The sequence below is a fragment of the Metabacillus sp. GQ13 genome, from assembly GCF_059758525.1.
Map to the genome: position 1 here is coordinate 129,628 of NZ_JCAXET010000010.1, position 21,241 is coordinate 150,868.

Annotated in this window: 22 protein-coding genes; 16 read left to right on the forward strand and 6 right to left on the reverse strand. The window is 35.6% G+C overall.

Going from position 1 to position 21,241, the window contains the following annotated elements:
* Positions 1-6 precede the first annotated feature (6 nt).
* The 11 genes from AC6CHR_RS14030 to AC6CHR_RS14080 all read left to right on the forward strand — a co-directional run bounded on the left by AC6CHR_RS14030 (position 7) and on the right by AC6CHR_RS14080 (position 11,485).
* Positions 7-942, forward strand: a complete 936-nt coding sequence (locus AC6CHR_RS14030) for an ABC transporter ATP-binding protein (RefSeq protein ID WP_498249570.1) — start codon at positions 7-9, stop codon at positions 940-942.
* Positions 920-1,624: an ABC transporter permease gene (locus tag AC6CHR_RS14035; protein ID WP_498249571.1), complete on the forward strand. Its 705-nt coding sequence runs from the start codon at positions 920-922 to the stop codon at positions 1,622-1,624. Before AC6CHR_RS14030 ends, AC6CHR_RS14035 begins: the two co-directional genes overlap by 23 nt.
* Entirely contained in the window at positions 1,624-2,355 is a 732-nt protein-coding gene (locus AC6CHR_RS14040) for an ABC transporter permease (protein WP_498249572.1), read from the forward strand. The genes AC6CHR_RS14035 and AC6CHR_RS14040 overlap by 1 nt, the downstream gene beginning before the upstream one ends.
* Before the next feature lie 249 nt (positions 2,356-2,604).
* The gene (locus tag AC6CHR_RS14045) at positions 2,605-3,114 is read left to right on the forward strand and encodes a DUF4178 domain-containing protein (protein WP_498249573.1); all 510 of its coding nucleotides are present in this window, start codon (positions 2,605-2,607) and stop codon (positions 3,112-3,114) included.
* 12 nt (positions 3,115-3,126) lie between these two features.
* Positions 3,127-3,795, forward strand: coding sequence for a PspA/IM30 family protein (locus AC6CHR_RS14050; RefSeq protein ID WP_498249574.1), 669 nt, complete (start codon positions 3,127-3,129; stop codon positions 3,793-3,795).
* 206 nt (positions 3,796-4,001) lie between these two features.
* A complete protein-coding gene (locus tag AC6CHR_RS14055) occupies positions 4,002-4,616 on the forward strand; it encodes a DUF4247 domain-containing protein (RefSeq protein WP_498249575.1) in 615 nt (204 codons plus the stop codon).
* Positions 4,617-4,636: 20 nt separating this feature from the next.
* On the forward strand, positions 4,637-5,032 hold the full coding sequence (locus AC6CHR_RS14060) for a DUF350 domain-containing protein (RefSeq protein ID WP_498249576.1): 396 nt from the start codon (positions 4,637-4,639) through the stop codon (positions 5,030-5,032).
* A gap of 27 nt (positions 5,033-5,059) precedes the next feature.
* The gene (locus AC6CHR_RS14065) at positions 5,060-6,610 is read left to right on the forward strand and encodes a polyamine aminopropyltransferase (protein ID WP_498249577.1); all 1,551 of its coding nucleotides are present in this window, start codon (positions 5,060-5,062) and stop codon (positions 6,608-6,610) included.
* 391 nt (positions 6,611-7,001) lie between these two features.
* A complete protein-coding gene (locus AC6CHR_RS14070) occupies positions 7,002-9,254 on the forward strand; it encodes an EAL domain-containing protein (RefSeq protein WP_498249579.1) in 2,253 nt (750 codons plus the stop codon).
* Positions 9,255-9,778: 524 nt separating this feature from the next.
* Complete coding sequence (locus AC6CHR_RS14075; protein ID WP_498249580.1) at positions 9,779-10,702, forward strand: hypothetical protein; 924 nt, start codon at positions 9,779-9,781, stop codon at positions 10,700-10,702.
* A 6-nt stretch (positions 10,703-10,708) separates the two neighbouring features.
* Positions 10,709-11,485, forward strand: a complete 777-nt coding sequence (locus AC6CHR_RS14080) for an SH3 domain-containing protein (RefSeq protein ID WP_498249581.1) — start codon at positions 10,709-10,711, stop codon at positions 11,483-11,485.
* A 127-nt stretch (positions 11,486-11,612) separates the two neighbouring features.
* On the opposite strand, the gene AC6CHR_RS14085 is transcribed toward AC6CHR_RS14080, so the two are convergent.
* The 3 genes from AC6CHR_RS14085 to AC6CHR_RS14095 all read right to left on the reverse strand — a co-directional run bounded on the left by AC6CHR_RS14085 (position 11,613) and on the right by AC6CHR_RS14095 (position 13,412).
* A complete protein-coding gene (locus AC6CHR_RS14085; protein ID WP_498249582.1) occupies positions 11,613-12,197 on the reverse strand; it encodes a competence protein ComK in 585 nt (194 codons plus the stop codon).
* A gap of 215 nt (positions 12,198-12,412) precedes the next feature.
* On the reverse strand, positions 12,413-12,601 hold the full coding sequence (locus AC6CHR_RS14090) for a hypothetical protein (RefSeq protein ID WP_498249583.1): 189 nt from the start codon (positions 12,599-12,601) through the stop codon (positions 12,413-12,415).
* Between the two features lie 658 nt (positions 12,602-13,259).
* Complete coding sequence (locus tag AC6CHR_RS14095) at positions 13,260-13,412, reverse strand: hypothetical protein (protein WP_498249585.1); 153 nt, start codon at positions 13,410-13,412, stop codon at positions 13,260-13,262.
* Between the two features lie 589 nt (positions 13,413-14,001).
* Between AC6CHR_RS14095 and AC6CHR_RS14100 the strand changes: the two genes are divergently transcribed.
* The 5 genes from AC6CHR_RS14100 (at position 14,002) to AC6CHR_RS14120 (ending at position 17,651) form a co-directional block, all read left to right on the forward strand.
* A complete protein-coding gene (locus AC6CHR_RS14100; RefSeq protein ID WP_498249682.1) occupies positions 14,002-14,469 on the forward strand; it encodes a methyl-accepting chemotaxis protein in 468 nt (155 codons plus the stop codon).
* Positions 14,470-14,798: 329 nt separating this feature from the next.
* On the forward strand, positions 14,799-15,590 hold the full coding sequence (locus AC6CHR_RS14105; protein ID WP_498249586.1) for a sulfotransferase family 2 domain-containing protein: 792 nt from the start codon (positions 14,799-14,801) through the stop codon (positions 15,588-15,590).
* Between the two features lie 168 nt (positions 15,591-15,758).
* On the forward strand, positions 15,759-15,926 hold the full coding sequence (locus AC6CHR_RS14110; protein ID WP_498249588.1) for a hypothetical protein: 168 nt from the start codon (positions 15,759-15,761) through the stop codon (positions 15,924-15,926).
* A 147-nt stretch (positions 15,927-16,073) separates the two neighbouring features.
* Positions 16,074-16,358, forward strand: coding sequence for a hypothetical protein (locus AC6CHR_RS14115; RefSeq protein WP_498249589.1), 285 nt, complete (start codon positions 16,074-16,076; stop codon positions 16,356-16,358).
* Positions 16,359-16,646: 288 nt separating this feature from the next.
* A complete protein-coding gene (locus tag AC6CHR_RS14120) occupies positions 16,647-17,651 on the forward strand; it encodes an N-acetylmuramoyl-L-alanine amidase (RefSeq protein WP_498249591.1) in 1,005 nt (334 codons plus the stop codon).
* A 1,559-nt stretch (positions 17,652-19,210) separates the two neighbouring features.
* Here AC6CHR_RS14120 and AC6CHR_RS14125 read toward each other — a convergent pair.
* The 3 genes from AC6CHR_RS14125 to AC6CHR_RS14135 all read right to left on the reverse strand — a co-directional run bounded on the left by AC6CHR_RS14125 (position 19,211) and on the right by AC6CHR_RS14135 (position 20,760).
* Complete coding sequence (locus tag AC6CHR_RS14125) at positions 19,211-19,699, reverse strand: SMI1/KNR4 family protein (RefSeq protein WP_498249592.1); 489 nt, start codon at positions 19,697-19,699, stop codon at positions 19,211-19,213.
* Positions 19,700-19,765: 66 nt separating this feature from the next.
* Positions 19,766-20,209: a toxin-antitoxin system YwqK family antitoxin gene (locus AC6CHR_RS14130; protein WP_498249594.1), complete on the reverse strand. Its 444-nt coding sequence runs from the start codon at positions 20,207-20,209 to the stop codon at positions 19,766-19,768.
* Between the two features lie 113 nt (positions 20,210-20,322).
* On the reverse strand, positions 20,323-20,760 hold the full coding sequence (locus tag AC6CHR_RS14135; protein ID WP_498249595.1) for a YwqJ-related putative deaminase: 438 nt from the start codon (positions 20,758-20,760) through the stop codon (positions 20,323-20,325).
* Between the last annotated feature and the right edge of the window lie 481 nt (positions 20,761-21,241).

Genomic DNA, 21,241 nt, shown 5'->3' on the forward strand with positions numbered 1-21,241 from the left:
ATGATAATGGATAAAATGATGATCAAAACAACGAACTTAACGAGAAAATTCAAGGGAAAAACAGTAGTAGACAACATCAACTTAGCAATTAAGAAAGGTGAAATTTACGGATTTCTAGGACCTAATGGTGCAGGGAAAACAACTACGATTCGAATGCTGCTTGGCTTAATGAAGCCTACAGGTGGTAGCATCGAATTATTTGGTAAGGATGTGAAGGGCGACCATTTATCAGCGTTAAAAAAAATTGGCTCATTGGTTGAGTCTCCTTCCTATTACGGTCACTTAACCGCTAGAGAAAATCTAGAAGCACTGCGAAAAATTCTTCAGGTGCCGAAAAGTAGAATCGATGAAGTCCTTTCAATCGTTCGGTTAACAAAGGATGCCGATCGTGCTGTTAAGGGGTATTCCTTGGGGATGAAGCAGAGACTCGGTATTGCCTCAGCGATCCTCGGCAACCCTGAACTACTCATTTTAGATGAACCGACAAATGGTCTTGACCCCTCAGGTATCCATGAAATTCGTGATCTAATAAAAAGCATGCCACAGCAGTATGGCATTACAATTTTAATTTCAAGTCATCTTCTAAGTGAAATCGATCAAATGGCTACACAGGTCGGCATCATTACAAAGGGACAAATGATTTTCCAGGATTCGATTGATGTCCTTCGCAATAAAGCAAGAGCTAAGATCACCATCAAAGTTAGTGACGCGAAAAAGGCGAAAGCACAGTTACTTTCCAAAGGATATCTAGTTGAAGTTGAAGATGGATACCTTGTATGTGAGGATATGGCGGATGAACAGATTGCTCATTTAATTACATTGTTAGTAAAAGCTGGCCTGTCTGTTTACCGAGTGGAAGAAAAACGAAAATCACTAGAGAGCATCTTCTTAGATTTAACGAGCGAAGGAGGAGCTGTGCATGCTGGCGGTTCTGCAAGCTGATTTATTAAAAGTAAAGCGTAAATGGTTCTGGTTTCTCGTTTTCCTTGGACCTTTTGGTGTCATTGCCCTCCAAATGGTGAACTATGGTCTGCGTTATGACTATTTAGTAGTAGGAAAAGACAATCTATGGCAAGGTCTGATTCAAAATGTAAATATGTTTGTGACCCCTTCCTTGCTACTCGGAATCACCATATTAGCGTCACAAATTGCCACGATCGAACATCAACAAAGCTCGTGGAAACAGCTGCTAAGCTTACCGATTAAACGACGAGTGGTCTTTTCATCAAAGTTCTTCGTCACCTTTATGATGCTGCTTGTTTCATGTGTGCTTTTATTTATCGGGACCATTTTATTAGGTCTCGGATTAGGCTTTGATGCAGCCTTACCAACTATTGCGATCGTAAAAAATAGCTTTTACCCGCTTTTAGCCGGTTTGCCAATTTTAGCACTTCATATTTGGTTATCGATCACTTTTGAGAACCAAGCCATTCCGTTAACAGTCGGGATTTTCGGTGCGGTGTTTTCATTATTTGCCTACTATGCGCCAGACTGGTTTATCTGGAAATGGCCGTTATTATACGGAGACCAAGAACCCATTTGGTACGTAACGGCTGGATTAATTGTTGGAATCATTATTCTCCTTTTAGGAATGATTGATTTTCAAAAAAGGGATGTGAAATAATGTTTTTGAATCTCGTACAGTCTGAACTACTAAAGATGCGGAAAACCTATGTATGGCTATTGTTATTTGTTAGCCCACTGCTTGCATTTGTGGTTGGATTAGCCTCGGTGCAGCTCGATGAAGCAACAAATGATTGGATAACACCTTTAACCATCATGACCCCTGTCCATACGATTTTATTTCTGCCTTTACTCATTGGTGTATTTACAAGTTTCATTTGTCGATATGAACATAAGGATGGTGGATGGAAGCAGCTATTAAGCCTTCCTGTTCAAAGAACTCATGTGTATATGTCGAAGTTTTCCCTAGTGATGGTGATGATCGCATCAAACCAAATTCTATTTATGCTCGGCTGGGTTTTAGTCGGATTAATCAGTGGATTTACCGATCCCTTCCCTGTTGGAACAATGGTAAAAAGTTTAATTGGTGGATGGATTGCGACGCTACCACTTGCTGCCCTCATGCTTTTAGTGTCGATGGCATGGTCAAGCTTTGCCGCTCCACTAGCGTTAAATGTTGTTTTTACACTACCTAACATTTTAGTCGCAAACTCTGAAACCTATGCGCCCTATTACCCTTGGGTTCAACCATTCTTAACAATGATCCCTAAAGGTGAAGGCCCATGGGGTGGATTCTTCCTCTCGTTTGAATCGCTCATCTTTGCGATCAGTGGCGGATTTATTGTTTTCTTTGTAAGTGGCTTGATATATATTCGTAGAAAAGCAGTTTAGTGGGGCCTGGCCCCACTCCTCTTGTACTGGGGTCTGGCCCCAACACAAAAACCTTTAAAATCACCACTCCACCATCAACCATCCTTTCAATCCTCTCCAATATTTAGTACAATTAATGTAACAAATTAACAAAAGGCAGAGGTATTGGGGTCTGGCCCCAAATAAATTAAATCTTTTTGAAACTTTTCCCTTCATCTATCGTATTAATAGATGTGAAAACATTAGTGGACAAAAAGTCGAGGTGGATACATGAGTTTCTTTAGTAAGTTGTTTGGGAAGAAGGAAAATGTTCCTAGACCTGTAGAAGAACGGACAATGTTTAACCTTCAAATGGATGATATTGTTACGTATGATTTAGAAGATTATAAGGTTGTCGGGAAGATCAGTTATGATGATCATGGTTTTAAATGGCATGCTTATCAGCTTGATTCTGTATCAGGAACGATTTGGTTAAGTGTTGAGTTGGATGATGAGCTTTATCTCGGTATGTATAAAAAGGCAAAGCTGAAGCTTCAGGAACCAATTCCTAAAAAGATCGAGTATGATGGAAATGTTTATTATCTGGATGAGTCCGGATCTGCAAGAGTTACTGCAATTGGTCGAAGTCAAAACGTAAACGGGATGACTTGTGGATACTATGACTACTGCGATGAAGAGGAAGAAAAATACCTCTCCGTTGAAAAGTGGGGTAGCGAAATCGAAGTTAGCACAGGCTATGATATTGAAGAATACGAATTAAAAATAATTGCAAGTAAATAGGAGGAACTATATATGTTTAAATTTTTCAAACGAGTAAAAACGGTTGTTGATTCAGAATTAAATTCGTTATTGGATAAAGCTGAAGATCCAGTAAAAATGCTTGAGCAATTTATGAGAGACATGGAGTCAGACATCCGTGAGGCAGAATCAGCAGTTGCAAAACAAATCGCCAACGAAAAAATGCTCCAAAAGAAATATGAAGAAGCCAATAAAATGGTTGAAAAGCGTGACGAGCAAGCCGTCAAAGCGATCGAAGCTGGAAATGATGATCTTGCTAAACGCGCATTAGAAGATAAAAAGATTCACAGCCAAACAGCTGATACGTTAAAAGAATCATATGAGCGTGCAAAGCTTGACTCTGAAACGGTTAGAAAGAAATTAGATGAAATGAAAGCTGAATACTATGAAATGAAATTGAAGAAGGATTCACTAAAAGCACGTGCAGAATCTGCGAAAACAAGAACGAAAATGAACCGCACACTATCAGGCATTGGCAGTGACGACTCAAAACGTGGCTTCGATCGTATGGAAGAAAAAGTAATGCAATTCGAAGCAGAAGCAGAAACGAGTGAAGACATGAGATCTTCAAACAGAAGCTTAGATGATGACTTAGCTGCACTAGAAACAAACGATGTCGATGACGAACTAGCTGCACTAAAAAGAAAAATGGGTAAAGAATAACTAAAAAGGTTGGGAAAGATAACATAGATTGTAGGTTTGTCTTTTTTGAAACTTGTAAGATGATCTAAACGGAAAAATAGTGTCTTTTTCCTAAAAAACCACATATACTTTTTTAGCTTGTAAATTTGAGGCTGACTTAAAAAAGGGAATGACCCTTCTTTTTAGTCAACCTCATTAAATCGTTTATCTAGAAAGAAGGTGAGTAAATGAAAAAACCACTTCTTTTTATCATGCTGTCTTCTATTCTCCTGTTAGCAGCCTGTGGTAATGGTGTTCAAGGATCTACTGGTGGTTCTCTTTTTCAAGATGGCATTGCTGAATTTATTGATACTAATTATATTCTTGAAGATGTTGTAAATAGCCAGGCAAGTTCGAATGATATTTCCGAAATCTACCTTGCTGAAAATAAGTCGATTGATGAAGTAGCCACTGAATTACAGGGGCATGAGAAGCCAAAAGAAGTTAGTGAAAAAAAGGAAGATAAACAGGTCCTTGTTTACCAAGATTCCTTCGTAACATTGACAACACATGAAGATAATCCTGATGATACAAGGGTTGAAATTGCTACATACGGATTTGTTCGTGACAATTACCAGCCTGATTTCTTTGATGGGTTACTGGTGATGTGGTTGTTAAGTGACCTACTCGATGTAGATGATTGGGGTAAAAAGCAACGAAAAAAATGCTCGGTTAACAATGAAAATTGCTATCGTGGCTATGGAACTTCAGGCGGTTTGTTTAAAAAATCAACTGGGAGTTCGTCTACTGTTAGAGGCGGTACCTCCTCTGTTCGTGGTGGCGGACCTGGTACAGGAAAATAAGTAGGAAGGGATGATGAAAAATGGAACCATTTATCTTAACGGCTGTCTATTTTGTGATTGCCATTGCAATCGTTTTAATAGGATTAGTCATTTTTGAAATCATGACGAAACAATATAAAGATTGGGATGAGGTTTTAGGCGGGAACCACGCTGTCGCACTTTCAATCGGCGGGAAAATCATTGGGATCTGTATTATTCTAGCATTCTCGATTTATCATAGTGCTAGTGTTCTAGACACAATTATCTGGGGTGCATTTGGTATTGTTCTGCAAATGATTGCTTACCTTCTATTTGAACTATTCACAAGAAAATTCTCTGTTGAAGAACAACTCAAAAAAGGGAATATTTCTGTTGGTATTATCGCTATGTGTGTGTCAATCGGTTTAGCGTTTGTTATTGGCGCATCGATTACGTAATGAAATTTAGTAAGGAGACCGGCTTGCGTGATAGAACATAATATAAAACAAAGCAAAGCAATTTATTGGGCTTCAGGCATTGTATCTGTTTGTGGTATTATCTTCGAAGTCTTATTTGGTGCAGCGGGTTCCTATCTACTTGGTGATGGTGTGAAACAATACACCCTCACCATTTCTCTTTTTTTAACAGGTATGGGAATCGGGGCTTCGCTCAGTGAAAAGGTAACGAAGAATTTACTGTTATCGTTTGTATGGATTGAATATCTAATTGGCATCATTGCTGGCTTCTCTACCTTTCTTTTATTCGGGGTTTCCGCCTATCTAAGTTCAGGAATGGACGCCTTTTTCCTCTATTCAGTTATCTTAATTGTTGGTGCCTTAACTGGTGTCGAACTTCCAATTTTAATTAGAAAAGCGAATCAGATCGGCGTAACTGTCGAAAAAAGTACGGCAAAGGTACTGTTTTCCGATTATGCTGGTGGCTTAGTTGGCGGACTTCTGTTCGTTTATTTATTAAGACCTGAATTTGGACTGGTTAAAACGGCTTTTGTGGTGGCGATGATAAACGTGGGAGTTGCCCTATGGGTATTGCTTTACTTTAAACGTGAGATCAAAACCTTTAAGCGCCATTTCGTAGCCGGGATATCAATCTTTCTGTTACTTATTGCAGGAGTATTTTTCGGTGAAGAAACTGCTTTTACATTCGAGCAAAAGCTTTACCGAGATCCGATTATTTATACAGAACGAACGGATTATCAACAAATTATTCTCACTAAGGAACAAGGAGACTTGCGGCTATTTCTAGATGGTCAGCTTCAATTTAGCTCTAGTGACGAATTCCGCTACCATGAAACCCTTGTCCACCCACCAATGGCGACTGCCGATAAAAAGGAAAAGATTCTAATCCTTGGCGGTGGTGATGGGCTCGCATTAAGGGAGCTGCGGAAATACGATGAAGTCAAGTCAATGACCTTAGTTGACCTCGATCCAAAGGTCGTTGAGCTAGGTAAAACACATCGTGACATCGTCAAGCTAAACGAGGACTCCTACATGGATGAACGTGTGCAGGTCATCAATCAGGATGCCTTCCAATTTTTGAAAAGCAAGAAAACTTTTTATGATGTGATTCTTGTTGATTTACCTGATCCGAATAATGAATCATTAAACAAGCTCTATACACTTGAATTTTATCAGCTGCTACGGAATCACATAGCACCAGGTGGTTCAATCATGATTCAAGCGACAAGCCCAACGTTCGCAACAGATGTCTACTGGTCGATTAACCAAACTGTTCAAGCAGCAGACTTACAAACTGCCAATCTACACGTTGATGTTCCAAGCTTTGGCGACTGGGGCTTTGTCTTAGCAAAAAGAGAACCAGTTAACCTAGATGAAGCAGAAATCAAAGTAGAAACGAAATTTTTAACAAAAGACGTTCTAGATGGGTTAACAACGTTTGGAAAAGATATCGATAAAGAGATAGTAGACGAAAACGGTCATAAGGTTCCACTTGATACAAATACATTGACACGTCCGACGATTATTGAAAAGTATGAGAAGGCTTGGCGAAGCTATTGATTTAGGGATCATTATTCTTAACAAATGCTAATATAGCATACAAAAAAAGTAGCACCTGACCGAATACATGGTTGGGAGGCTACTTTTTCTTTGGTTCTTATAACTAGTTCATAAAAACGATTCAAATCGAAATGTTGCGAATCCAACAAAATAACCGCTTTTTCGACATCAATAAATGAAATTAGGTAGCAAGGCTAGTCCTTTCGTGGTACTATAGAACTACATAATTGATAAATTTTATCTATTAATAAATAATGCTCACTGTCAAAGTAATCCCGCAAACTCATAGATTCTTCTACTTTTGCACGACCACAAAGTCATATGCCTACCATTCTATTTATTTATTATTTTTTACTAGATGACCAATTTGAAAACATCGCGAGGAAAACATATGTCAACTAAAATCCGTTTAAGCTTAATTTTCCTAATTGTTATCACTATAGCCTATTTCGGTTGGTCCATTATTTTCTTTGAAAACGATTGGATGCGATCATTAGGGGCTTCGACTTTTTCTATTGTTAGTGGAGCCATTAGTTTTCTTTGGTTAATTCAGTCGTACCGCAAGATTATCAATCAACATCGATATTATTGGTTGCTATTAAGTTTCGGAGTATTTTTCTACACAATGTTCAATTTGATTTGGTTATATTTTATTCTTTTAAAGGGTGATTTCCATTATCCAGATACAGCAAGTATTATTTGGATTTTAGCGTATCTATTCTACTTAATCGCCTTAGTATATAAGTTAAAATTAAAGAGTCGCGATATTTCTAATAGTCCTTATCTTTTTAATATTATTATTTTCATGACAATCGTTACTTCCATTAGTATTCATTATTTAATTAACCCTATTTTAGCAGTTACAGATAATTCCTTAATGGTTACACTTTTTGCTATAACCTATACGATTGTGTTTCTGAGTATTCTGTTCGCTACATCTAGTCTCTATTTACTGTTTCGCTATAGTATGGAGAAAAGGTCATCCTTTATCATCATCATTGGATTATACGTACAAATCATAGCAGACTTTATTTATGTCTACCAAAATGTGACTGAAAGTTATCAAGTAGGAGGATTTATCGATCCACTGTGGGCTGTAGCGGTATTGATTATCGGAATAGCCGGGTTAAAAGCCCAAGAACGTAAGCCTAAACCTAAATGGACTAGCAACGATTCCTTTTTAGGTAAAGAATCACTATTCCCTTATCTCAGTGTAATTATTTTATTGGTATTAATCATAAATATGTATCAAGATTATTATAATGCGCTTACTACTGGCTTAAGTATTACGCTTCTTTTAATCATTATTCGCCAGTTTTTCCTAATGAATAAAAATCATAGGCTAATGAGTGAGTACATGTATTTTGCTTATCATGACCCACTTACGGGACTAAATAATCGAACAACTTTATTAAAGGATCTACATAACATTCTGTGTGATGCTAATCTAATAGCTGGTCAGTTGTCGCTTATTTTAATTGATTTGGATCGATTTAAAAACGTAAACGATACACTTGGTCATCATATAGGAGATCGATTGTTAAAGGAATCAGCTAAACGTTTAAAAAACAAGTTAAGTGATTCAGATCGAATCTACCGAATAGGTGGAGATGAATTTGTCATCATCCTTCCTACTGCAACAAAGGATAAAAGCCTTACTACAGCTGAGATGCTCTTGGCGGAGTTTAGCAAGCCTTTCATTATTCTAGATTATGAAATCAATGTAACGCCTAGTATCGGAATCAGCATGTATCCAGAGAATGGTAAGAGCTGTGATACATTATTGCAAAATGCAGACACCGCCATGTACCATGCTAAGGAGAGCGGCAAAAATAATTTTCAATTTTACAGCTCAGAATTAAATGATATTATCACTAGAAAAATGAAAATTGAAAGTGAGTTACGGAAGGCGATTGAAAAAAATCAGTTAATGCTTTACTACCAACCTAAAGTCGATTTAAAGACAAAGCATATAATAGGTATGGAAGCTTTGTTACGTTGGCCACATCCAGAATTAGGCTTTATTTCACCAGATGAATTTATTCCGATTGCAGAAGAAACAGGACAAATTGTTGCTATTGGTGAGTGGGTTCTTAAAATGGCTTGCAAACAAAATAAAATGTGGCAGGATTTAAATTACCCTTACCTATGCGTTTCAGTCAATGCCTCTGTTCGTCAATTCCAACATAGTGATTTCGTCAAAACAGTCAATCTGATTTTACGACAGACTGAACTTGATCCTCAATATCTTGAGATTGAAATTACAGAAAGTTTGATGCAAGATGTTGAAACATCTACTGAAATATTAAATGCATTGAGAGCAATTGGAGTAAAAACATCAATCGATGATTTTGGTACTGGATATTCCTCTTTACATATTCTAAAGGAATTACCAATCGATACACTTAAAATTGATAAGTCTTTTGTCGATGATATCACGGCTACCAAGGATCATTCTATGGTCAAAACAATTATCCATTTAGGTATGAATTTAAATCTTACTGTTGTTGCTGAAGGAATCGAGCATGAACTACAGGCAAAGTATTTAGAAGAATACCAGTGTAGCTTTGGACAGGGCTACTTATTTTCAAAGCCTGTTGATGCATTAGCTTTCGAAAGGCTTTTAGCAAATGGTATTAAATAAAGCAGGGAAATCTCTAACTATCGTCTAACCCCTTCTACCATGAAGGGGTTTTTCAAAGTCAATTTTTCATTTACTCTCAATGTTTTGTATAATACTCTATGACAATCGTTATTTGTTATGGCTCTTTTCTAAAAGTTTGTTGCTCTATGATCCAAATTGAAGCGATCTCCATAGGGATATCAGAGTAATTTAGCGAAAAGAGCACGAAGATCTACTTAAAACGTGTCCATTAATACTTTGTACGGAAAACAACATACTTTGCGAGAACAGCCTTTGTTATAATATTACCAAGCAGATTCTAGACTACTAATCACAGAATTTATCTATTCTATCCTCTTATTTTAAGGAATATATTGTACAAAGTCTGTTTTAGTTATGGTTTTTGTTTTTCGTACAAAGCATGACTCTTACATATCGCCTGTTTTTTGAAAAAGTCCTGTACAAACAATGGCCTCCTAGTAATAGAGGTTAAATGTTTTATACTAAACAACAAATAATTCATGGATCCAAAGGAGGAAACATAGATGAACTTAATCGATGTGCAACCAGTCAAATTTAGTTTTTTTGAGAAACCACCGGCTTCTACTATGACAGAGGCATTCGTCTATACGAATGAAGAACAAAACTATTTAGTTGTTAAAAATGGTGATCGCATTACACGAAGTGATCTACGAGCAGGAAAGTACACAAAGGTGTTTAGTGTTAATATGTCGACGTTAAGCTTTCACTATGAAAATGAGGTTCCTTCAGAAGATCGTGGCCGCCAGTTCTTTGTTGACCTTTCGATCGATTACAAAGTTGTTGACCCGATTTCGCTTATTCAACAAGGAGCAGGTGAAATCGTCAATTATATTCAGAAGAAACTGCCCTATTGGCTTGAGGAGATTACTAGTGATTACCCAATCTCTGAATCCAAACGGGTTAAGCGCCACATCGAGGATCTACATGAACATTCGTCAATGGTGGCTGGGTTAAAGCAGGTCGGTGTAGCTGTAACAGATATTAATGTGCTCGTGAAGCAAAGCACAAATGACCAGGAACATGATATTGAATTCCGTAAAATTGATCAGGAGCATGAGCTTGAGCAGCATCGTCGTGAAAAGAGGCTCAACAAAGCGCGATTGCTGGCGAAAGAAATTAAAGATTCTATTGAAACAGGCGATCTGCTCACTGCACTACTAATCGCTGAAGAAAATAAAGATGCCCTAGAAATCGTGAAAACTCGATTACATCATGAAGAGAATTTCCGCCTTGAGGTGCAGGATCAGGTTCGTAGGTTGTTACTAGATCCAAATGTTGATGATACAGTCGCAGCGGAACAAATCGCTAAAATGAGAGCCTACTTCCCTCATGAAAGTATCGGAAGAAGCGAGAATCAGATAAACCGCGATAACGAGAATCCAATAGATGTGTTGAAGAAAACCTATCAAACAACTAAAGGAGAGTAAGAAACTGTGGAAACCATCATAAATCAACTATTTTGGCTATGGGTACCATTGTCATTACTGCCGATTTGGCTAAGAATTGCGATTCTCACCTTTTTATTCATCATCATGAGCAGACCAATCGTTGTTCGACTCCTACCTAAATTAGTCGTTTGGGCAGGTTTCATCATGAAAATTGTAGTTGAATGGCTAACGTATCCAATCATGGTTTTGTTTCATCGCTACTTGTCAAAACGAAGAGTTAATGGCAACTATTTAGTTCCCACTTGGATTGACATCATTGAGGATGCATGTGCATTGTTGTTAATCGGCTTAGGAAAAACTGAGGGTCTTTCTCAGAGAAGGACAAGAAATAAAGCGCAGTTGAAAAAGACCTTTCGAGTAGCTGCCCTTCTTCTTGCCATCCTTCTTCCACTCGCGATTATCAATAATCCAGCACAAGCCTATTCAAAAACATGGTATAAGTTTGAAAAATGGGCAACAGAAGAAAAAGTGCAAGGTTCATTAGGCTTTGACCTCAACCACTTACAAGGGAAAGTCGCTACAACAGTGCAATCGGTCAATCCAGAAAAAAAATTAGTTCTTAGCGAACGATACTCAGAGGGTGGAAACATCCGCGAAACGCCTTCATTAAATGGCAAAATTGTTGCCGATATTAAAATTGATGAATCCGTCACTCACCTAGAGGAAGAAGAGATAGATGATAACGGTATTACTTGGCTAAAGGTTGAAACCGAAAATGGAAAAGAAGGATGGATATCTGAGAGAATTGTTGAAGATCAGTAGTAGGATCTGTTTATTGAGAGGAGAAGTCCATCATCCATTACACTGATGGACTTTTCTCTATCAATAAAGCTCTGTTCTAAAGATATCTTGCTCTATACCTTTGATTCACGTTATAAAAGCCAATCAATTATTGATCAAATTGATTGTGAAACTCGTCATTTCCGATGTTATAGAAACAAGGCGTTTCAGCGACTGCCTGTTTTTTATAAAGATCAGTTATCCTACTTTGACGGATATCAAGGGTACTAATTAGTCGTGCAGCCATATCTAATTTCGTATCCAATGTACCTCTAGTAATATCTAATTCTAGCTTTTGATAGTTCGTAAATAAGACGATTGATTGGTTCCCATTTTTGACAACCTCTAAGATATGCTTGTAGGAAAGCCAAATACATTCAGGGGAGTATGGCGAGCATGATGGGACCATACATACTTTATTTCTTTCACTTATTAAGGCCGGTAGCATTCGTTTACCCTTTAAAATTGTTTGGGCTGATTTTAACCTACCAGCTAAATCACTCCCATAATAATCACAACTTCCATCAACAAGAGCAAATGGATCGGTCTCCACATGAATCTTTTGATACTCCTCAAGAACAGTGCTATTTAAATGCCCAGTACTTGTAAAACATGGAAGAATCGCCATTGTATCCTCCATGATAATATACGGTTTTTTACTACGATTATTTTGTTTATTATGTTTCTTAGTCATTTTCTCCTCCTCTATTAAAGCTCTTTTCAAAAATGTATACCAATTAATCTAGTAAAAATCGGCACTTGGATTTTTACATTCAAAATTAAATCTACTTATAAAGAAATGACTACGTATACCCACGAAAAGAGCCCTCAATTCTGCAGAACTATTTAAAGCCCTGTTTTGTAAATACAACATTCATAAAAAACCTTGCAACCCTTACCAACTAAGTTTCAGTGTAAAAGATTTACCTTTACTTCTGCCACTGTACCATTCACTAAATCGAACATCTGCACAGCTTCCTTAAATTTCACGAAACTATATTGATCCTCACCAATTTCAATAAAAATACTAATCTCATCAAGCTTATCCTCAACTAGTTGTGTGACTTCGCTTAGTAAATAGTGCCTCATGTTTAACAAACATATCCACTCCTATTCATTTTTAAAACGCTTTCATTTCATTCGAAGAATTGACTAACTTTATGTGGAATTATATATATGAAGGAACCTATCACCACCTCTTCATTAAAATAAGGCATCCTTATTTGTCTTTACTAAGATGTAGGTATATGTAGAAACATGGAGGATTTGAGTAGAATCATGGTGGAACTTACAAAGACCATTATACCTTTAGTCCCAGGAAAATAAAACCATTATTTCCATAATATTTAGAAAAATTTACAATTTAAAAGTCAATTTCTATTTAGAGTGAATTTTTATTTTGATGATCTGAAATTGAATAAATTGGGACTTGTTATTAAATAACCTTCTATTCCATGTAAAAAACCTTTGTCCTACAACCTTTATTAAACATTCACTTCCCTATTTTAGATCTTCTTCATCTTCCAATATTATTCTTGTCACTATTTTTTATTGAAATCACACCAATACTTACTCACCATTATAAGTGTAGGTATAAAGGTTTAATATGAAAACACTATAACAAAGGATGATTATGCTCAATTGATTATTATTAGGTGGCATTGAAGCTCTTTTTCGGTAGTTGTTCAAAACCTCGGAATATAAGGAAGTAGCATTTTTGAGTTTAAAATAAAAAAAGCACCATCAAGATGCTTCTTTAACTCATTTGTTCTACTTTATTGTTATGATACTCAAACTTATCCTTTAACTTAGCTTTTAATTTATGATCGAGGCAACTTTCTACTAACTCATGATGGTAATTCCTTCTTGCATAATGCCAAAAATACAAAATCTTAGATGTTAACGACATGATACCGCCTCCTATCCTTGATTAATATCCTATGAAAATGACATAGCAATCATGATTGTTGTTATCACCTTTTTACCCACAATTAAAAGAGATAAACTTTTTTGATAAATGGCATTCGGTATTCATTAGACTATTTATGTAAGGCATTGTTGATTTTCTTTTCATCCAATTGATGTATAATACTGATATTATTGTTAAGTATGAATACAGGAATTATAGAATGGAGTTTAGACGTGTGTTTAATAAAATTGAATCTTTAGATCAGCTCATAAGTACAATACCGATTTTAAAGTCAGCCATTCCTGCTGATTTATCAATTGCAATCTGTAATTTAGAAGAATTCATCGCCTATTTTCCAGGTGAAACGATCGACTTACAGATTAAGGTCGGCCAAAAAATAAATCTAGAGGAGCCACTTTCTGTTGCCATTCGCAAAAATAAAAGGTTACAAGCTGAGGTTCCTTCAGATTTCTACGGCTTTGAATTCACTGGAACAGCTCTTCCTCTCCATGACGAAAACAATAAGGTCATTGGTGGGATTGCGATTCAAATACGGAGGCAAAGTGAATTACGAGCGATTGTCGAGCAAATGACAGGGGCATTAACACAAGCTAAGGAGAAAATAAATACTGTAGCAAACGGTTCGAATTCATTAGCTCATCTCTCACAGGAACTCCTCGTTCAATCTAACCAAGCTGGAGAGAATGCGAAAGAGACTGACCTCGTCCTATCGATGATTAAGAAAGTAGCAGATCAAACAAACTTGCTTGGTTTAAATGCTGCCATTGAAGCCGCTCGTGCAGGAGAAAAAGGCAAGGGTTTTGAGGTTGTTGCAAATGAAATTAGAAAGTTCTCTAAAGAAACCGTTTCATCCACCCAAAAGGTATCGGAAATTACTGCACAAATAAAAAAAGGAACAAATCATATCGGTGTATCGATTGAAAAAATAGCTCATGTAGGCAATGACCAAGCTGTCTCCATGCAACAAATCTCTTCTTTAATTGAAGATATAGAGCAACTTTCAAAAAGCCTAAGCGAATTTGCTAATAAATTATAATTCTTGGCTGTTTTCGCAAATATTGTTGTTTTTCGTACAAAGTACTAATGTACATGTAGTAAGTATATCATCGTGCTCTTTTCGCAAAATGACTCTGATATCCCTATGGAGATCGCTTCTATTTAGATAATAAAAATCCAAAAGCTGATTTTTATTAGTACTAGAACAACAAACATTTAGAAAAGAGCCTTATTCTTTATAGCCAATGTCAGAGTTGGCTTTTTTGTTGTAATTACGGCCTTTTTTGTACAGTGAAATGGCAAAAATAGTTGCCAGTCCAAGCAATGGGAGCTCCCTTTACATATATTTTTATAAAGGAGGCGATTTGAATGTCAATGTATAAGAAAAACCGAGAAAAATTCGCTGAAAAATTAATCACTCCACCACTTCCATTATTTGCAGAGGATTTTCCGTTACTATTCTTTTGGAGTCCAAAGAGTGGTTGTACTTCACTTATCAAGTGGTACTTCTTCCAAATACATTTACTTCAAAAAGCAATTGATTATAACCCTTGGATCCATTTTTATCGAATGGACATTTATGAAACACAAGAAAATTACAAGCTTAACATGACAGAGCAACTTGTAAATAACAAAAAAGATGTCTATAAACTTGTTCGTAATCCTTATAGCAGAGCAGTCAGTTCATTTTTTGCTACGCTCACCAATATAGAAATAACAGTTCAGGTCTTTCCAACAGGTATCGATAACGGCTTATCCTTTAAACAATTCTTATATCAAGTTAAGGATATTGGCGTGACAAGAGAATTAATAAATTCTCATATCGCCCAGCAATATGTTGTAGAAGAAGAACTCTTTATTGAAAACCATGTACACTTAGAACAGTTTATACCTGAAATTAAAGCTCTTGAAAAAAAATATAACCTACTAGATTCACCTATGGATATGATCATTAAGTCTTCTCATCATAATGTACCAAACGTATCCAACAGTGGTAAACACACATTAGCTGACGTTAAAATGTCTATGGAAACAATATTTAATGCACCATTACCACAATATAAGAATTTTTATGATCAGGAAACAAAGGATTTAGTAAATGAGTTATTTAAGCAAGATTTTGAAAAATACCATTATAAGCAAAATGACCTTTCTATTTAACAAATTACCACATCTGAAGCAAAGTAAATATTGTTCCACGTTAGAGATTATATGAAAAGTACGATTGAGTATCGACAAAGAAACCCATAAAAAAATAGATCATTCTACCCTTTTGTATACGCTTTCATTATTGTAAAATGAAGGTAATTAAGATAGGAGGCGATTATAGTGTCTTTAATATCTAAAATAATTTATGGGTGGCATTACATAAGGATGAACTACCACGAGGAATTACTAGATAGTTGTCTTGATCATAAAATAAAAGCTGACTTACAATATAAATTTAACTACCATGAACATAGACTTGAACAAATAAGTACAGGGAAAGCATCTTAACAGGTGCTTTTTTTCTACCTTCGAAAAATAGTGATTCGTTTGTTCCCCTCTTTTTAGGGTTAATTACATTTTCCATCAGATTTCATTGTCAATCATAGGTACTATTGATTATGATTATAGATATACATATGTATTGGAGGGGATTAAATGAACTGGAATGATGAACAAGCTTTACCAAAATACCTTTCACGTAGTATTTCGAAAATCGTAAATGCACAAGGTGATGAAATTGAACTAGAGAATTTTCAGTACCAAGATCACTACCGTACTGTAGCTACCATTTGCCAAGAGATTCCACCTTTTAAAGATTTTATCGCAGAAGGCTTCGATTATTATAGTGAACGAAATGCAGCTGAAAAGGCTCTTAAACAGCTATATTCTGAGGCATATCCCTATCCTTCCTTTCAATTTATCGTAATGAACAAGAAATAGATCGTTTCTAACGGTACTTCTAAATACACATAAAATAAAAAGCGATGAGAAATAGATAAATCACCTATCTATTTCTCATCGCTTTTTATTATAACTGCAGCTCCGTATGACTAACACTCATCCAACACCCTCACCCTACAATTCGGCGTAATTCCCACGCGGAAAATAGCGTAATTTATCATTAACACCACCAAATGACTCAGCTATCCTTCTAATCCTTTTCAAAAAATGATAAAATAGTAACGCTTTACAAGTACTACTTTATAACTATTTTTAAAGGGGATTAAAATGGATTTTCTAAAACATCAATTGCCTATACTAACTTTACTATTGATCTTGCCTTTATCGGCATGTGGAACGACGGAAAATGTTGTCCTTAAAAAGGATGATGCTTCAACTACTGTTATCGAACAAACTAAATTTCCAGTAGGGGAAGAAACTGCCGAACAAAACATAGAAAACACCTCGACAGAAATCATCATAGATCCAAAACAAGATGGAACAGATAATGAAGAAAAGTCTACTACCAAAATAGTAAAGAAAGAACCTAACGTAGAACAGGAAGATGAACAAGAGGAAACCTTCGAAAACTCAACTACAGTAAAAATTGTTAAAGAGCAGACAACAACGACTGCAAATGCTGAACCTGTAAAAACGCAACCAATCCAAAAAACGGAAAAACCATCAGAAAAACTTCCAACGGCTGAAAAGTCAACTAGTCCAATAGTAAAAGCCGGTATTCCGTTAAGTATGGCGCTTCTACCTACTAATAATTCAGAACAGCGGACAACATCAATTACTCATGTAGTCACTCATTTTACTAGCAATGCTGCCAATAATCCCAAGAATCCATATCAAGTACAGGACATCCGTCAGTTATTTATTGATTACGGTGTATCAGCCCATTATTTAATTGGACGTAATGGGGAAATTCATCAGTTAGTATCTGAAAACAGAGTGGCCTATCATGCAGGGAAAGGCAATCTCGCAAGCTACCCGCAATATAAGGATAGATTGAATGCTTATTCAATAGGCATCGAGCTTATGGCAATTGGAACAGAGGAAGAAATGAGTTTGATGTTGGATGATTCTGTTTATAAATCGATTAGCCCAAACGATATTGGCTACACTGATGCACAATATACATCACTTGTAAGCTTGCTAAATGATATTTTAGAGCGTAACTCTTCTATAGTTAAGGATAGAGTGCATATAGTGGGTCACGATGAATATGCGCCCAGGAGAAAAACAGATCCTGGTTCGTTGTTTAATTGGGCGTTGCTTGGGTTATAGGTTTTACTGGTAATTAAGAGCCTATTTATTTTTAGTTTTCATGCAATGAGCTGAAAAAAACCCTACTAATGATTATGTTTAAAAGATTTTTCATTAGTAGGACCTTCCTCATTTAACCTATTTACCTCTGCTGACCCACCTAATTCTAGAATAGTTTTAAACTTAAATCCAAATAACCAGGAAGAAAAAGGTAGATAAAAGTGAATAGACAAGCAGTTTAATAAATAGTAAAATGTTATAAACTGTTTATAATTTCTCATTCTTAATATCGTTCGTTCTATTTATAATACTATCAATTATGATAAGCTTAACTGAATTATTTTTAAGAAAAACGATAATAAAGAGCACTCATACAGAAAACACCAACAAGGAGCCCTTCCAACAATTGAAATGCTTCTAAGGAGATTCTTACAATTGTCAATAATTTTAATGGATTTTATATTTTCAGCTACGCTCTTTCCTCCTGTATCTGATTCATTCAACCATTGTACTATATCATCTGCATTGTTTCGCAAATTCTCCTGAACTGCTTTAATTGCTGTACTTTTATCCGTAAAAAGTGACAATGATGTAAAAAAAGCCACTAGTTTACTGGTGGAAGATTATTGTATTAAATGAGATCTTTTAAGTAGTATCTCTAATTCACCTGCATGATAAGGTGTATGTTTTGCTACTTCAAATAGGCAATACCATTATCAAGTAGGCTTTTGGCTACTTTTAAAATCCCAGTATTTTCAGGGATATCCTCTTTTAAAAATAATAAGAGGTTATTCCATCATAGCTTAGAAACTCAAGTCTTTTGGATACTGTATTTAATAACCCCTCAATGAGGACTTAACTTCTACTATTTTGTTGTTTGACTTTATCGACCAACCTGATGTAATTTAACAACAAATAAACTGGCCAAAATAGGCAAATTGGGATTATTTCACGCCGCTTTACCTCATTGACTTTATACACTGAATACAACAAACCCATCATCAAATAAATTAGAATTCCATGCATAAGTGTTCTCAGCCCCTTTTTGTTATCATATTCAGATTCGTGATTTTTGCTAATAAGAGATCTATCTTCTATAAAATACCTTCATTCATGAAAAATAAAAAGCACCCAAAAAGGATGCTCCACAAATTATGAATTTGTTGCTTTTTGTGATTCTTGGTTAGATCCTTATGCCCACAAGAAAAACACCTCCACTAGAATCGTATTCTATAAAAACAAATCAGGAAGTGTTTTTTCTTTGTCTCATTTTGTGGGATTGCTTCATTGTGTCACGCCAATTTTTGTTTTAAATTTCTCACAAAGGGACAAAAAACACCTGTTGCCTAAAAGACAATCAAGTGCTCTATCGTTAGCTATATAAATTAATTCATTCCTATTTCTATCTTTAAACCTATTTAATTTCATAAGTTTTTGGCTTGTTCCCTGTAACATACTTCTTAAGTTTAATTTGTCATCTCTCCATATCGCACTTATTACATAACAAGATATTGTTATCCAACTCCATGATTGTACAACCTTCATAAGCTCTTGATATTAATGTTTATTTTCTTAAATTCTTAGTCATGTAACTTGTCTAGAAATTCCGTAAATGTTGCTGCTACGTAAAATACATTTTCTCTTGCACGTTCTTCAGCCTGCTCTACTGTTAAACCCTCTTCTTGTATTAACATGTCTATTTCCCAAGCATTTTCATGTTCCCAAAAAACTACAATTGGATTTTCTCCATTTTCTTTATAATCAAAACATATTAAGTTCCCTGTGGGGTCAAATGCAAATGGAACTACTCCATTCGGTAATGTTTTACTGTAACTATTATAAACATCTATAATAAATTCATCATTACCTTTATCATATGATAATAGTGTACCAAATACTCTTTCTCTATTTTCCACATTAAATAGTTCAGGTTCTACATTTGCGCCATTATTTATAGCAACACAACTTATATAGTCTTTTGGAAATTTAAAACCTAAGTCATCCCCAACTTTCCCCACATAATCTTCACTAACTGGTTCATCAGCAAATTGCCATTCTATTGTACTCATCTAATACCATCTCTCCATAATTTATTACCACCTAGATGATTTACATCATGAACTTTTGTTGGATTACTACTTAAACCTTTTAGCATATAATAAATCCGATTCGGTAGGTTCCTTTTTTTGTTCTATTATATTCCCATTTTCATCAAATTTTATAAAAGTTATTTCACGACCAGCAATACATTCAGATTCATATTTTTTAATTCGATTATCATAATATTCAACTTGGTATCCTTCTGCAGCACCTTTTTCCATTTTTCCTAATCTTTTTATATTACCATTTGGATAAAAAGAAACATTTGCACCTTGTTTTACACCTTCTTCTACCAAAAAGTAACTTTCTATATTTCCATTTTCATATAAGTCGTAAGCTAATCCAGTAAATAGTTTTTCTTTGCCATCTTCAGTATACTCTACTATTCCTAAATCATAAGGTCCACCATATTCTAAAAATTCTTCAAACTCCACTCCATTTTGTATTATATACTCTTTCGTTAATATATCATTTAACATTTTTTGAAACCTCCGTGATTATTTTAAATCCATCTGTTAGATATGCACAATGTGGACACCTCGGAAACATCATTCCAGCTGGTTTCGTCCTATTTTAACCAGTACGTATTACATTAAACAAAGTTATCTAGACTAGCATTAGGATTAGCCTTTAATGCCTCATTTAATGCAATTACTTCAGCGTGTGAACCCGCACCTTTCGTAAACTCATAAGAATCTATAACCTCTTTTGGCATAGAATCATATCTTGACTGTATTATAGGATGGAAATCAGGCAATATTCCTTCAAAATCATTTATCGAATAATAAATTTTACCAGTTACTTTATCATATACTCCAGCAAAAGCTGGACCAATTTTTTTCTTACTTATCCCTGTAGCCTTTAACTGTTGCAATTCATTAAGTGTTTCACCACGCAAATTAATCCTATAGTTCAATTCTTCAGCAGTAAATTTCCCATATTTATCACGCAAAAATTCTATTCGACTTTTACCCGTACCCTTAGTAGCTCCACCCTTATCCCTAAGACTAAGCCCTTCCATCTTAATCATATATATCTTGAAGTAACAGTGGCTTTCGCTTAAATAAGTTCAATAGTTTTTTTGAAGAATAATAGACGCTTATTAAGAAATCGGGCGCAATTGTGGAAGATCAAAAGCCTAATTCCTCTCTAAAATACGGACGGAATAGGCTTTTTTATCTTCCAAAATCTATAACGTTGTAAATACGGCGTTCCTGACGTTACCCATTGGTAAATGCATTGGCGATAGTGGTAAGTCTAGTCGCGATAGCTGGTAAAATTATGACAGAAGTGGTACATTCTTATGGCCGTAATCAATAAGAGTACAAAAAAGCAAAGTGTGGTTGAGAATTCATCCCTTCCATACTATGCTTTATAAAAAATTGGAATGCTAATCTATGATCCTCCAAACCTATCAGCTGCCAAATCCTCTGTAGGTTAAAAAGGTGAGCCAACATCTGGTGTAATCCCACCATTGGTAAGCTAACCTTTCTTTAAAGCGCAGGAATTGA

Excerpts from the sequence above, each read along its gene's own strand:
- AC6CHR_RS14030 (WP_498249570.1), top strand. The coding sequence starts at position 7 with ATGGATAAAATGATGATCAAAACAACGAACTTAACGAGAAAATTCAAG.
- AC6CHR_RS14035 (WP_498249571.1), top strand. The coding sequence starts at position 920 with ATGCTGGCGGTTCTGCAAGCTGATTTATTAAAAGTAAAGCGTAAATGG.
- AC6CHR_RS14040 (WP_498249572.1), top strand. The coding sequence starts at position 1,624 with ATGTTTTTGAATCTCGTACAGTCTGAACTACTAAAGATGCGGAAAACC.
- AC6CHR_RS14045 (WP_498249573.1), top strand. The coding sequence starts at position 2,605 with ATGAGTTTCTTTAGTAAGTTGTTTGGGAAGAAGGAAAATGTTCCTAGA.
- AC6CHR_RS14050 (WP_498249574.1), top strand. The coding sequence starts at position 3,127 with ATGTTTAAATTTTTCAAACGAGTAAAAACGGTTGTTGATTCAGAATTA.
- AC6CHR_RS14055 (WP_498249575.1), top strand. The coding sequence starts at position 4,002 with ATGAAAAAACCACTTCTTTTTATCATGCTGTCTTCTATTCTCCTGTTA.
- AC6CHR_RS14060 (WP_498249576.1), top strand. The coding sequence starts at position 4,637 with ATGGAACCATTTATCTTAACGGCTGTCTATTTTGTGATTGCCATTGCA.
- AC6CHR_RS14070 (WP_498249579.1), top strand. The coding sequence starts at position 7,002 with ATGTCAACTAAAATCCGTTTAAGCTTAATTTTCCTAATTGTTATCACT.
- AC6CHR_RS14075 (WP_498249580.1), top strand. The coding sequence starts at position 9,779 with ATGAACTTAATCGATGTGCAACCAGTCAAATTTAGTTTTTTTGAGAAA.
- AC6CHR_RS14085 (WP_498249582.1), bottom strand. The coding sequence starts at position 12,197 with ATGACTAAGAAACATAATAAACAAAATAATCGTAGTAAAAAACCGTAT.
- AC6CHR_RS14095 (WP_498249585.1), bottom strand. The coding sequence starts at position 13,412 with ATGTCGTTAACATCTAAGATTTTGTATTTTTGGCATTATGCAAGAAGG.
- AC6CHR_RS14100 (WP_498249682.1), top strand. The coding sequence starts at position 14,002 with ATGACAGGGGCATTAACACAAGCTAAGGAGAAAATAAATACTGTAGCA.
- AC6CHR_RS14105 (WP_498249586.1), top strand. The coding sequence starts at position 14,799 with ATGTCAATGTATAAGAAAAACCGAGAAAAATTCGCTGAAAAATTAATC.
- AC6CHR_RS14115 (WP_498249589.1), top strand. The coding sequence starts at position 16,074 with ATGAACTGGAATGATGAACAAGCTTTACCAAAATACCTTTCACGTAGT.
- AC6CHR_RS14120 (WP_498249591.1), top strand. The coding sequence starts at position 16,647 with ATGGATTTTCTAAAACATCAATTGCCTATACTAACTTTACTATTGATC.
- AC6CHR_RS14125 (WP_498249592.1), bottom strand. The coding sequence starts at position 19,699 with ATGAGTACAATAGAATGGCAATTTGCTGATGAACCAGTTAGTGAAGAT.
- AC6CHR_RS14130 (WP_498249594.1), bottom strand. The coding sequence starts at position 20,209 with ATGTTAAATGATATATTAACGAAAGAGTATATAATACAAAATGGAGTG.
- AC6CHR_RS14135 (WP_498249595.1), bottom strand. The coding sequence starts at position 20,760 with ATGATTAAGATGGAAGGGCTTAGTCTTAGGGATAAGGGTGGAGCTACT.